Annotated in this window: 12 protein-coding genes and 1 riboswitch; of the genes, 4 read left to right on the top strand and 8 right to left on the bottom strand. The window is 31.5% G+C overall.

Features of this window, described 5'->3' with window-relative positions; all coding sequences use genetic code 11:
- Nucleotides 1-115: 115 nt before the first annotated feature.
- The 5 genes from ptsP to auxA form a co-directional block, all read right to left on the bottom strand.
- A complete protein-coding gene (gene ptsP, locus CD150_RS00200) occupies nt 116-1,831 on the bottom strand; it encodes a phosphoenolpyruvate--protein phosphotransferase (RefSeq protein WP_103161235.1) in 1,716 nt (571 codons plus the stop codon).
- Between the two features lies 1 nt (nt 1,832).
- Entirely contained in the window at nt 1,833-2,099 is a 267-nt protein-coding gene (locus CD150_RS00205; protein ID WP_019467646.1) for a phosphocarrier protein HPr, read from the bottom strand.
- Between the two features lie 165 nt (nt 2,100-2,264).
- Complete coding sequence (locus tag CD150_RS00210; protein ID WP_046207883.1) at nt 2,265-2,807, bottom strand: DUF697 domain-containing protein; 543 nt, start codon at nt 2,805-2,807, stop codon at nt 2,265-2,267.
- 58 nt (nt 2,808-2,865) lie between these two features.
- Nucleotides 2,866-4,035: a class I SAM-dependent rRNA methyltransferase gene (locus CD150_RS00215; protein ID WP_103161236.1), complete on the bottom strand. Its 1,170-nt coding sequence runs from the start codon at nt 4,033-4,035 to the stop codon at nt 2,866-2,868.
- Nucleotides 4,036-4,245: 210 nt separating this feature from the next.
- The gene (gene auxA / locus CD150_RS00220; RefSeq protein WP_073342509.1) at nt 4,246-5,547 is read right to left on the bottom strand and encodes a lipoteichoic acid stability factor AuxA; all 1,302 of its coding nucleotides are present in this window, start codon (nt 5,545-5,547) and stop codon (nt 4,246-4,248) included.
- 237 nt (nt 5,548-5,784) lie between these two features.
- On the opposite strand from auxA, the gene graF reads away from it, so the two are divergent.
- From graF to CD150_RS00235, 4 genes are all read left to right on the top strand, one after another.
- Entirely contained in the window at nt 5,785-5,919 is a 135-nt protein-coding gene (gene graF, locus CD150_RS13565) for a glycopeptide resistance-associated protein GraF (protein WP_196296357.1), read from the top strand.
- A 568-nt stretch (nt 5,920-6,487) separates the two neighbouring features.
- Nucleotides 6,488-6,589: riboswitch (TPP riboswitch) on the top strand.
- Between the two features lie 75 nt (nt 6,590-6,664).
- A complete protein-coding gene (locus tag CD150_RS00225; protein ID WP_046207886.1) occupies nt 6,665-7,240 on the top strand; it encodes an ECF transporter S component in 576 nt (191 codons plus the stop codon).
- A 12-nt stretch (nt 7,241-7,252) separates the two neighbouring features.
- A complete protein-coding gene (locus CD150_RS00230) occupies nt 7,253-8,674 on the top strand; it encodes an ABC transporter ATP-binding protein (protein WP_073342513.1) in 1,422 nt (473 codons plus the stop codon).
- Nucleotides 8,667-9,473: an energy-coupling factor transporter transmembrane component T family protein gene (locus tag CD150_RS00235; protein WP_046207888.1), complete on the top strand. Its 807-nt coding sequence runs from the start codon at nt 8,667-8,669 to the stop codon at nt 9,471-9,473. Before CD150_RS00230 ends, CD150_RS00235 begins: the two co-directional genes overlap by 8 nt.
- A 205-nt stretch (nt 9,474-9,678) precedes the next feature.
- On the opposite strand, the gene purD is transcribed toward CD150_RS00235, so the two are convergent.
- From purD to purN, 3 genes are read right to left on the bottom strand one after another with little or no spacing between them, the layout of a single operon-like run.
- Nucleotides 9,679-10,923, bottom strand: a complete 1,245-nt coding sequence (gene purD, locus CD150_RS00240; protein WP_103161237.1) for a phosphoribosylamine--glycine ligase — start codon at nt 10,921-10,923, stop codon at nt 9,679-9,681.
- Between the two features lie 22 nt (nt 10,924-10,945).
- Complete coding sequence (gene purH / locus CD150_RS00245; RefSeq protein ID WP_073342522.1) at nt 10,946-12,424, bottom strand: bifunctional phosphoribosylaminoimidazolecarboxamide formyltransferase/IMP cyclohydrolase; 1,479 nt, start codon at nt 12,422-12,424, stop codon at nt 10,946-10,948.
- Nucleotides 12,425-12,439: 15 nt separating this feature from the next.
- Nucleotides 12,440-13,006 carry a phosphoribosylglycinamide formyltransferase gene (purN, locus tag CD150_RS00250; protein ID WP_046207891.1) on the bottom strand — a complete coding sequence of 189 codons (567 nt, stop codon included), beginning with the start codon at nt 13,004-13,006 and terminating at the stop codon, nt 12,440-12,442.

The following is a 13,006-nucleotide window of genomic DNA, read 5'->3' on the forward strand; positions in this document are numbered from 1 at the left end:
GTTGATAAATGCTCATTATCCACTATTATATGTATATCTACTTAGTATTAAAATAAATCGAAATATAATAACTAAAAAACTGGTAATCCATTATATAATGAATTACCAGCTTTTTTTATTTCGTATAATTACTTACTAAATCTTGTACTTCTTCAGAAGTAGCACAGTTAATCGCTTTTTGCGCTAACTCTTCCATCTCATTTTTACTTAATCCTTTAATTTGACGACGTGCTTTAAGAATTGATGTAGCACTCATAGAGAATTCGTCTAATCCTAGGCCCAATAGTAATGGAATAGCAATTTCATCTCCGGCCATTTCTCCACACATTCCAGTCCATTTGCCTTCTTTATGAGAAGCATCAATCACTTGTTGCACTAAACGTAAAATTGCTGGATTGTATGGTTGATACAAGTAAGATACTCGCTCTGACATACGATCCGCGGCCATTGTATATTGAATTAAATCGTTCGTTCCGATGCTGAAGAAATCTACTTCTTTAGCAAAAACATCTGCTAATGCTGCAGTTGAAGGAATTTCTACCATGATACCAACTTCTATATCATCAGATACTTCAATACCTTCATTTGTTAAATTTTCTTTTTCCTCTAATAACAATGCTTTCGCATCACGGAATTCTTTAATTGTCGCTACCATTGGGAACATAATATTTAAATTCCCATAAGCTGACGCACGTAATAAAGCACGCAATTGCGGTCTGAAAATGTCAGGTTGATCTAAACATAAACGAATCGCACGGTATCCTAAGAATGGATTCATTTCTTCTGGTAAATTTAAATATGGGAGTTCCTTATCTCCACCAATATCTAAAGTACGAACAACAACGCGTTTATCTTCCATTGTTTCAAGTACTTTTTTATAAGCTTCAAATTGTTCATCTTCAGTCGGCATTTCGTCTCTACCCATATATAAAAATTCAGTACGATATAATCCGACACCTTCAGCGCCATTTTCAATTACACCTTTCAAATCATTTGGTGTACCGATATTAGCAGCGAGTTCAGCATGAGCACCATCAACAGTTGTTGTTTCTTCATCGCGTAATTTTTGAAGTTCCTTTTTATCTTCAAAGAAACGTTCACGCTTGTTTTGATATGCAATGACTTCGTCTTCTGTAGGATCAATAATCACTTCGCCAGTTAAACCATCAACAATAATCATATCACCTTGTTTAACTTCTTGCGTGATTGATTTCGTTCCTACTACTGCAGCAATTTCTAGTGAGCGACTCATAATTGCTGAGTGAGAAGTTCTACCTCCAATATTTGTAACAAAACCTTGTACAAATTCCTTGTTTAATTGAGCAGTATCTGAAGGTGTTAAATCATTACCTATAATAACAACGCTTTCATCAATCATACTAGGATTTGGTAATTCCACACCTAATATATGTGCTAAAACGCGTTTTGACACATCACGAATATCTGCAGCGCGCTCTTTCATGTATTCATTATCCATCGCTTCAAAAATAGTAATGAATTGTCCAGTTACATCAGAAAGCGCAGTTGGTGCGTTAACTTGTTCATTTTTTATTTTATCTTCAATCGGTTGAATTAACTCTGGATCATCTAAGACTAGTAAATGTGCATCAAAAATAGCGGCTTTATCAGCACCAAGATTTTTTTCAGCATTATTTCTAATTTTTGTTAATTCAACTTTAGATGTTTCAATAGCATTTTGAAACTTAGCAATTTCTGCGTCGACATCTCGAATCTTCTCACTATCGTATGAAAGATCAGGTTCAACTAATAAATATGCTTTAGCAATTGCTACACCATCTGAAGCAGCAATGCCATTAATGTAATTAGACATATTATTTAGTTAATCCTTCTTTAGATAAGATATCAGTAATCGCTTCCATTGCATCTGTTTCATCGCTACCATCAGCATAGATTGTAATTTCAGCATCTTTACCTACACCTAAACTCATAACACCCATGATTGATTTCAAGTTAACTTTTTTACCGTTATATTCTAATTGAATATCTGAATCAAATTTTGATGCAGTTTGAACAAGCATTGTAGCTGGACGTGCATGAATACCTGTTTCGTCAATAATTACATATGATTTTTGTTCCATAATATGATGTCTCCTTCGTATAGTTAGAATCGTTAGTTTATTATAAAACCTAGCATAGTTTTATATAATAACATTACCAAATTATACATATAAATTCAATTCGTTGCACCCATGATATGACAATATTCAATGAATATTGTTACTTTTTATGAAAACGCTCCACCATTACATTAAAGATTTAACAACCTTTTCACATTTTTCAATATGATCATCACCGATTTTTTTCATAAAGTAATAACTGATTGAAGCCGAAATAGCTTGCCCTACAAGTGGGAACCATTTTGTTTGTTTAGCAGCCATACGTTTTGCAACATCTCTAATAACGACTTTTAATATGGCATTAGATACTTTTCTACCTATAAATTGACTACCCTGTATTGCAGCAGCTGTAAAAATACGTTCTTTTACATCTTCTCTCATTGAATTTACTTGTTTGTGATCTAAACCATAGATTTTATTAACGTCTTCTATAATATCTCTCATTAGCTTGATATCGACACCAAAGTCAAGGCCTGGTATTGGTACAATACTAACACTTGAAGATAACATTGATTTTTTTCTCACTATAGCTTGAGCGCGTTGACGACGTTCATCTAATTCTATGTTAGTCGTTGGTATATCGCTTTTATTTTTTATATCTTCAATATTCAAAACTTTATTTCCGACTTTCTGTGTTACGTTATTAGTTATTTTATTTTTAAAACTCATGATATTCACTCCTTGGTAAAATCTTGTACTGTAAAAATATTACCCTCTTTCACAGAAATTACTGTATATTTACAAAAATAGCCTTCAAATATTTTGATGGTTTATAGTGTGGATGTGTTTTAAAATCTTTTGGTAATCCCATCACCTCTGATAGTTCAAAATCAACTTCTGCATTATTCAATGTATCTTTAATCATTTTTTTAAATGCTTTTAATGAAAATGTACTATTATTTGTACACAATAATAAAGTCCCATTTGGCGAAAGTACTTCCAAAGCACCTAGAATTAATTTATCGTAATCTTTCAATACTGAAAAAGTTTTTTTCTTATTTCTTGCAAAACTAGGTGGATCAATAACGATTGTGTCATAAAGTAAATCATGACGGCGCGCGTAATTAAAATAATCAAAGGTATCCATTACAAATATATATTGTGTCTTTGGATCAATTGCATTTAAGCCAAAATTTTCTTCTGTTAATGTGCGTGATCTGTTAGCTAAATCAACACTAGTAGTGACTTTGGCCTTTTCTGCTGAGACAACTGAAAAAGCACCAGTATAACTAAACACATTTAACAAATATCTATCCTCAGCAAAATGATCTCTTAATTTCTTTCGTACTTCTTTTTGATCCAAGAAAATACCTGTCATAGGGCCATCATTTAAATCCACATTATAAAATATGAAATTTTCTTCGATTATAATAGGAAATTCTGGTGCTTCCCCATCAACAAACCCTCCAGCTATTTGAGCATCTTTAAATCTCATTTTTTCAAACACAGATTTGTATTCTAAGGTATTTTTTAATGCATTTAAAATTTGATAACGGTATTTATAAATACCTTTAGAATACCATTGTATTAAAAAGTGTCCGTTATAATTATCAATAGTTAGACCACCTACACCATCACCTTCACCATTAAATATTCTAAAAGCATTGGTACCTTCAATATTATAAAAATACGCTCTTTCTTGTATTGCGATTTCAAAAAGTTTCTCAAAAAATTGAGTATTAATCACTTCATTTTCATCATAGCTCAATACCCATCCAAGTCCTTTATGTTGCCTTCCGACGTACGCAGTTGCAATATAGGTTTGTTCATCATTTACTAACGAGAATAAATCGCCCTCTTTTAAATGGTCATGCGCGTACACGTCATCATCATCGATTAATGGATATCCATTTAGATATTTCGTTTCTTTACCTTTATTTAATATGGCAGTTTTCATAATTATATGTCAGCCTTTCTTCTAATTTTATAATTTATGCTTTCTTATTCTATCATCTCAAGAAATATCGTAACATCATTTATCTATAATTGAATGATTTCTCAATTCAAACATTGTATTATTGTTTTTTATCTTTTGTGTTATTTCAATCATGAATCAAAAAGGACTGGCATTTAGCAATAGCCAGTCCTTTAAAAGTTTATTTACTTGTTAATCTTTTGAAGGTTCACGCAATTTAATAATAAATGATACAATTACTGCGATTAACATCACAAACAATATTGGCGTAATGAAAATTGACAATAATAGGCCATGAACCATAATATTCATAAATTCCGTTAACAATTTGAAAAATAATATACTAACCATAAACAACTGCAGATAATAGAATTTATCTCTCAAGAAGTTCGTTAATGTCGTTAATATATAAGCAATAATAATCAGCATTAGTAATAATAAGGTAATCCATTCAATCACATATTGTGTTTGAGAAATTTCCCAATTACCTGAAACAAATAAAGCATTTCTATTATTAAATTCTATAATTGTAAAGAATAATAATACAACACCACAAAATATTTCTACATAAGCTGACTTAACCCATTTTGGAATTTTCATCCAATTTGGAATATCATCCTCTTGTATATCAATAATATTCTTCCATTTTTCGATAAATTTGTCTTTTTTATCTCTTAATTTTTGAATATCAACACTTCTACGTGTTTTCCGAGTAAACTCAGTTGTCTTATCTTGTAAACTTTTCAAATGCTCTTTCGTTTGGTTTGTAACTGTACCTTTGCTTGTTCTAGATAATTCAGGTTCTTCTTCACCTAATTCTTGTTTTGTTAAAGGAAGTGCCCTTCTTAAAAACAAGAAATTCCAAATTGACATTTGACCTAGTAACCACATTAATAAAAAGAATGTATTTACACTCAAAATATCAATAGGAATGATTTCGTCGCTATCTATTCTTCCATATAATACGATTTGCGTAATTAAATAACTTATCCCATAACTGAAAATAATTAATAAATAATGATATTTTCTGTGATCTGGATTTAATTCATCTTTATATACAATATACCCAATATGAACTACAAATGGGATAATAAAAATGATAGCAAAGAAGCTATAAACTTGTGTCATTAAAATAAGTGTTATAATGAAGAACAGTATACCTATCACTAAGAAGAAGATTGAAACATCATAATCATATCTTGTTGTTCTTAATAGCGTGAATCCGAGTAAGATGACTACAATACCAAATAAAATAATTAATACTGCACTTATAACAGGGAAATTCCCTATATAATTACTCATGACTCTTATGATTTCTGCAAAAAATGCATTTATAAAATCCCAAACATTATGAATATGTAATTCAATTTTACCTTTATCCTTTAAGTCATGGACCATAGATAAATTTATTAAAATGATGAGACCTGTGAAGAGCGAAACGATGCCTATTATATAACTATATAATATCTCAGCGTGTTTCTTTAAAAAAGACATACCATTCACCTCAAAGTTATTATATATTAACATTTAGTTCTTGTCTTTAATAAATCAATAAATAAGTCTATAGTATGATAGAAAATAGTTGTACAGTCAAGTTTCCACCAAACATAATCGATTAAACAAATATTTCAAATTTAACGTAATATACAGTTAGATCTTTGTGGTTTAGTTTTCAAATAAAGTGGTATATTGAAAACATAAGTCATTTGAATATTGAAGGAGTGTTTAACTATGAGTAAAGAAGAATTAAATAAAAAAGCAGCTGAAAAAGCAAAAGAAGCTGAAGATAAATTGAAAGATAAAAAAGAATCTGCTGAAGATAGTACTGAAGAAACGAAAAAAAATATTCAAGATACTTTAGATTAAACTAAATGTGCTTGATTTCTATATGAACATTATAATTTAAATTAAAAGTGAACAATAGCATTTAATTTTTGTTCATACTATCAAGGTTAATATTAAAAAACTGAAACATCAATCTTATAATTAGTCTAAAGGACTAAAACCACTTTTACATGGTTTTAGTCCTTTATTTAATATCATGTCATTTGATTTTCATACTTCTTACTCAAAATATGGTTCGAGACTATAATCTAACACACTTATAAACAAATGAGTGAAGCACACAACAACATCTTAACAACGATATATTTGGACAAAAATTAAAAACACTTTCTTATAAATCACACTACATAATGTATTTATTGTGATATGTAACTGAACTTAATCATTCCTTTTTTCATTAAAAACGATGAATTAAACAAACTTAAATTAACAAAACCACACTGCCACATCACCCAATGCACTATACAAAAAGTCTTTATTTAACCTTATGTTATGTGCTGTGATTTAAGTCATAAATATCAAATTCAACGTTAATACACCTTGACATAACTAATTAAAAGTCATACATTATAGTTAAAATTAAATTTAATATTCGCACTAGGGGTGTTTAGTGACTGAGATGAGGTATACCCTCAAACCCTTTGAACCTGATCTAGATTAAACTAGCGTAGGAAAGTGTATCGTGATATGTTTTTCGGTATCCGTATGCCTATATTTAACGCGCAACTTCTAGATGGTTGTGCGTTTTTTTATTGGAGGAGAATTTATGTCAAAAGGTTTAAAACTATCAGAAATTTTAGTAACCGTACTTATAGCTGTTGTGTTTGCTATCGTCTATAATATTTGGACTTTAGTATATAAGGCAGTGCAAGTTTCTGGTCTTCATATTGAAGAACTAACATATGGTGCATGGTTTATGGCTGCGATTGTTGCATATTTGATTATACCAAAAGCTGGTATTGCGATTTTAGCTGAATTTGCTGCTGGTGCAGGTGAAACAATTGTCATGGGAAGATTTGATATTCCAACAATGGTCTATGCATTACTTCAAGGATTAGCATGTGAGATTATTTTCGCTATTTTTAGATATAAATCACGTTCAGCAATGGTAGCTATGTTAGCAGGATTTTTAGCATCTGTTGCGACACTTCCTCTTGATTTTGCTTATGGTTATTTAGGAGAAATTGCAGGATGGAACTTAACACTTTATATCGTATTTAGATTGATTAGCGGTATTGTTGTTGCTGGATTGTTGTCCTATTATATTGTGAAAATATTAGATCAAACTGGCGTAACCAAATTATTCAGACCTGCAACACAAAAAGATTATGACAATTTATAAGGAGCATAAAAGTTGATAGTCACTGAAAATCTACGTCTTAAATATCCAAATGGACAAAAGAAAATATTCGACAATTTATCACTTGAAATTAAAGATAAAGAGAAGGTGCTTATACTTGGTCCCTCTGGTTCAGGTAAAAGCACGTTATTGAATGTTTTAAGTGGTATCGTACCAAATCTCATTGAATTGCCAATGAAATACGATAAATTAGAGATTGATCAAGATTGTGGTGTTATTTTTCAAGAACCTGATAGCCAATTTTGTATGCCAAAGGTATATGAGGAACTCGCCTTTGTCCTTGAAAATTTACAAACGCCACGACATAAAATGGATGCATTGATTGAATCAGCACTCGAGTCTGTTGATTTAAACGTCAATAAAGACCAATATATCAATAATTTAAGTGGCGGTATGAAACAAAAATTAGCAATTGCAGAAACATTATTACAACAAGCTAATACTTTATTTCTAGATGAACCAACCGCGATGTTAGATGTAACATCAACAGAAGAATTATGGAATAAGATTAAAGCGTTATGGCAAGATCAAACTGTGATTATAGTTGAACATAAAGTAGAACATATATGGCAGCATATCGATCGTGTAATATTATTAAACTATGATGGTGTTATTATTGGTGATGCCTCACCAGCTGACATATTAAACAACTATGAACACCTTTTATCCGAATATGGCGTTTGGCATCCAAAAGCTTGGGATAAAGCACCTTTACCTATAGATTTACAGCAATCTAATATTCAATATGCCAATGAGCATCTATTTCTTTTTGAACAAGGCACTATAAAAAGAAGTAAAAAGACACTTATCGATATACCAAAACTTAATATCACTAGTGGCGAATGGATTACAATCACCGGTCCAAACGGCTCAGGCAAGACTTCTTTATTAGAATCGATGATGCAGCTTATTAAATATGAAGGCACAATGTCTTTTGATGGCAAAAAGCTTACTAAAATCAAAGAAGCTGCTAAAAATATGTATCTTGTATATCAAAATCCTGAAATTCAATTTATTGCGAATTCAGTTTACAAAGAAATTTTTATACAAAACAAAGCTAATTATCCTTCTATATCAGAAGCTGAAGAAAAAACAATTCAAATGCTTAAAATGTTAAATTTAGAAGATGTTCAATCACAACACCCTTATGAACTGTCAATCGGGCAGAAACGTAGACTGAGTGTAGCTATAGCTTTAAGCTCTACATCAGAATATATTTTATTAGATGAGCCAACATTCGGTTTAGATAGTCATAATACATTTAATTTAATTAAATTATTCCAACATCGCGTTAGAGATGGCCAAACAATTATTATGGTTACACATGATCCTGAAATTATCGCACGCTATCCAACACGTAAATTGTGTGTAAGTCAAAAACATATTCTAGAGATAGCAGGTGAGCATCATGTTTGAAATGTGGAAAAAACACTACTCTTTCATGGATGATGTGAATATCATTACAAAGTTAGCATTAGCTGTTTTTTTGTTTTTCTTTGTTATATTTGTACATCAATTCGATTTTATGATTTATATTTGTCTATTGATGTTCTTGTTTTTATTAATGTTCAATGGTATAAAATTTAAAATAACATTTGCTTTTATTTTCTTTACTATAACTTTCAGCCTAATTTCAGCTTTATTCATGATTTTTTATGGTGAAGGTACTCATATATTGTTTAAATTAGGATTTATTCAAATTAGTACTGAAAGTTTAGTTAGAGGGCTGCATTTAGCATTACGTACAACAACTGTTTCGTTTTTCGGTATTTTAATTGCTTTCACTTCTGAAATTGTAATGGTCTTTTACAGCCTAATGCAACATTTAAAAGTTAAGCCTAAAGTTGCTTATGCTTTTATGGCTGCTATAAGAATGGTGCCATTAATGATTAGCACTTTAGTTCAACTTAGAAAGTCTTTAAAAATGAGATATCAAATTATCTCTCAACAAAATTACAATTTATTTAGTAGAATCAAACATCTTATGATTCCACTTTTAAGCCAAAACATTAGAAAAGCACATCAACTTGCTGTTGCAATGGAGAAAAAAGGTTTTAAAGATGGTCCGCGCACCTACTATTATCATACACCTTTCTCGTATAAAGACTTTCTATTAATCATCGTTTTTATCATCATTTTGGTTGTTGCTTATTTCTTAGCACTTCACTTACCGATTACAGGTATAAACGATGTTCGTATAAAAAATATATATTAACGATTACCTTATTTTATCCAAAATTCATTACTATCCAATTAAGAAAAGATAAGACAAAAACTAAACCACTTTGTCTTATCTTTTTCTATGTCAATTTACATAGATTGATTTGTGAACACATAGCTTTTAACGATATACAGTTTCAAAATTTAAAAAGTCGTAATTTCTATACACATCTAAATAGAAATTACGACTTTTTTAATATTTATAAATGTTTTATTGCTTTATTACTAATATCTTTTCGATAAAATAGTCCATCACTTTGAATTTTTTCTGCAGCTTTATAGGCATTTGCTTTAGCAGTAGCAATATCATGACCTTCTCCTAATGCTAAGATGACACGACCACCATTGGTGACAAATTTATCCCTATCTCTTTTCAAACCACTGACAAAATAATTACCATTTAAATCAAAACCTGAAACAGTCTTACCTTTTTCGTAATTACCAGGGTACCCTTTAGAAGCAAGCATTACACCAACGACAGACGAATCTTTCCATTTAAATGCTATATTCTTTTTAGCCTCTAAATCTAAGATATGTTGCATTAAATCACTTTCCAATCTCGTTAGTAATACTTGTGCTTCAGGGTCGCCAAATCTAGCATTAAATTCTATTACTTTCGGACCATCTGCTGTTAAAATCACACCAATATAAAGGACGCCAAAAAATTCATAACCTTCTTTATACATTGCTTGAGCTATAGGTTGTGCAATGACTTCATTCGTGAGGTTAAGTACTTCCTTATCTATATGAGGTACAGGACAATACGCCCCCATACCACCTGTGTTAGGCCCTTTATCGTCATCATATGCACGTTTATGATCTTGCGCAATACAATCAAATGGCACGGCATAATCACCATTTACAAATGTCATCAATGAGAATTCTTCACCTTCTAAAAATTGCTCAAAGACAACTGTACCAAGCTCTTGTAGATACAATGAATGAACCGCTGCTTCAGCTTCACCATAATTCTCAGCTATAATTACACCTTTACCAGCTGCCAAACCATCTTTCTTTAATACGATAGGATACTGGCATGTTTCAATATAACTTAGTGCATCAGATTTGTTTGATATTTCTTTATATTCTGCAGTAGGAATATGATATTTCTGCATTAACTGCTTTGCGAATAATTTTGATCCTTCAATCTGAGCCGCTGCTTGATTTGGCCCAAACACTTTAATTTGTTTTGCGTTTAATTTATCTGCTAAACCTTCAGTAAGTGGTTGTTCGGGGCCAATAATCACCCACGAAATATCATGCTCAACAGCAAATTCAACAATCTGAGTGTGGTCCGTTTCCGCTATTTCACAATGTACATCTGCAATGTCTGACATTGCGTCATTCCCTGGAATTGCAAAAATTTCATTTACGAGTGAAGATTGTTTTAACTTGTGTGCTAAAATATGTTCTCTTCCGCCTGTGCCAATGACTAGTACTTTCATAAATAATTTTGCCTCCAATATTTTAATGTTTAAAGTGTCTAATGCCAGTCGTTACCATTGCAATGCCATATTTATTAGCCATATCTATTGAATCTTGATCTTTAATTGAACCACCTGGTTGAATGATCGCTTTAATACCATGTTGCGCAGCTAGTTCTACCGTATCATCCATCGGGAAGAAACCATCTGAAACCATTACGACATTATCATTAATTTCAATCGCACGTTCTATTGCAATTTGTGCTGATCCTACCCGATTCATTTGACCGGCACCAATACCGACTGTTTGTTTATCGTTGCATAGGATAATCGCATTACTTTTAACAGAGGCAACCACTTTCCAACCAAGCAACATTGCATCCCATTGAGTTTCTGTAGGTGCATTTTCTGTAACGACTTTTAAATCATCACGTTTGATTAATACATTGTCTTTATCTTGTATTAAATATCCACCTGAAACAGATACTATTTCTTGCTCATTATTATCAATTGTCATATCAATTTCTAATAATCTAATATTTTTCTTTTTATTTAAAATCGCTAACGCTTCATCGGAAAATTTCGGTGCAATAATCACTTCCAAGAATATGCTGTGCAGCGTTTCAGCCAAAGTGGCATCAACGGTTCTATTTAAAGCAACGATACCTCCAAAAATGGATTGGCTATCCGCTTCAAATGTACGCTGATAAGCTTCAGAAATATTTGTTCCAATACCTACACCACAAGGATTCATATGTTTGACTGCAACTGCAGCTGGTGTTTCAAATTGCTTAACTAAAGATAACGCCGCATCTGCATCTTTAATGTTGTTATAACTCAATTGCTTACCATGCAACTGTTTCGCGCCACCTAACGTATGATTGGCATCAGATGTTCTTACAAATGATGCTTGTTGTTGTGGATTTTCACCATATCTTAAACTTTCTTTATTTTCTTTAAAGAAATCAACAATTGCATTATCATATTGATTCGTATGTTCAAATACTTTAATCATCAATGATTTTCTATAAGATTCATCTAATTGATTTGATTTTAGTTTTTCAATCACTTCATTATAATCTGATGGATGAACAATTGTAGTAACGTGTTTAAAGTTTTTAGCTGCTGCACGTAACATAGTAGGCCCACCAATATCTATATTTTCAATCGCGTCATTTTCTGTAACATCTGGATTGGCAACAGTCTCCTTGAATGGATATAGATTTACAACAACCATGTCTATTAAATCAATTTGCTGTTCTTTTAATTGTTCTAAATGTTCTGGTTTATTACGATCAGCTAAAATACCACCATGAACCGCTGGATGTAATGTCTTGACTCTCCCATCCATAATTTCGTCAAAATGTGTAAGTTCTGATATAGATTTAACTGCAATATTTTCATCGACTAACGTTCGCATCGTACCACCAGTCGAATATAACTCATAACCTAACTGTTGGAGTGATTGTGCAAAAGGTACAATGCCTGTTTTATTAGATACGCTTAAAATTGCCTTTTTCATGTTTATTGGCACCTCTTATTGAATAATTTTTGAAATAACTTCTGGATACAATTCATGTTCAATTGCTTTTATTCTTTCTTCTAATTGTTCTTTCGTATCATCCGGTTTTATTTCACATGTACGTTGTTCAATAATTTCTCCTGTATCCATCCCACTATCTACAAAATGTACTGTTGTGCCTGTGATCTTGTCACCACTATTTAATGCTTGACCAATCGCGTCTTTACCACGATATTTCGGCAATAATGAAGGATGAATATTAATGATACGTTTTTGATAGGCATTTAATATATTTTCACCGATTAATTTCATATAACCAGCTAAAATAATCCATTCAACTTTTTCTGTTGTTAACCATTCAATGATTTTCCGCTCATAATCTGCTTTAGAATCAAAATTTTTAAGCTCATTAATATGTACATCTAAATGATATTTTCTTGCTCGCTCAATACAATAAGCATTAACCTGATCCGTATATAAAGCAGTCACTTCAATGTTCGGCAAATGACCTGCTTCTATTTGTGACATGATACTTTCAAAGTTACTTCCTGACCCTGAAGCAAAGATAGCAATTTTTGTCAC

Source organism: Staphylococcus ureilyticus (assembly GCF_002902235.1).
In the GTDB taxonomy this organism is placed as follows: domain Bacteria; phylum Bacillota; class Bacilli; order Staphylococcales; family Staphylococcaceae; genus Staphylococcus; species Staphylococcus ureilyticus.

What these genes read in the sequence shown, in the direction of transcription:
- auxA (WP_073342509.1), bottom strand. Translation starts at nt 5,547, where the DNA reads ATGTCTTTTTTAAAGAAACACGCTGAGATATTATATAGTTATATAATA.
- CD150_RS00205 (WP_019467646.1), bottom strand. Translation starts at nt 2,099, where the DNA reads ATGGAACAAAAATCATATGTAATTATTGACGAAACAGGTATTCATGCA.
- graF (WP_196296357.1), top strand. Translation starts at nt 5,785, where the DNA reads ATGAGTAAAGAAGAATTAAATAAAAAAGCAGCTGAAAAAGCAAAAGAA.
- CD150_RS00215 (WP_103161236.1), bottom strand. Translation starts at nt 4,035, where the DNA reads ATGAAAACTGCCATATTAAATAAAGGTAAAGAAACGAAATATCTAAAT.
- CD150_RS00235 (WP_046207888.1), top strand. Translation starts at nt 8,667, where the DNA reads ATGTTTGAAATGTGGAAAAAACACTACTCTTTCATGGATGATGTGAAT.
- CD150_RS00225 (WP_046207886.1), top strand. Translation starts at nt 6,665, where the DNA reads ATGTCAAAAGGTTTAAAACTATCAGAAATTTTAGTAACCGTACTTATA.
- CD150_RS00210 (WP_046207883.1), bottom strand. Translation starts at nt 2,807, where the DNA reads ATGAGTTTTAAAAATAAAATAACTAATAACGTAACACAGAAAGTCGGA.
- purH (WP_073342522.1), bottom strand. Translation starts at nt 12,424, where the DNA reads ATGAAAAAGGCAATTTTAAGCGTATCTAATAAAACAGGCATTGTACCT.
- ptsP (WP_103161235.1), bottom strand. Translation starts at nt 1,831, where the DNA reads ATGTCTAATTACATTAATGGCATTGCTGCTTCAGATGGTGTAGCAATT.
- purD (WP_103161237.1), bottom strand. Translation starts at nt 10,923, where the DNA reads ATGAAAGTACTAGTCATTGGCACAGGCGGAAGAGAACATATTTTAGCA.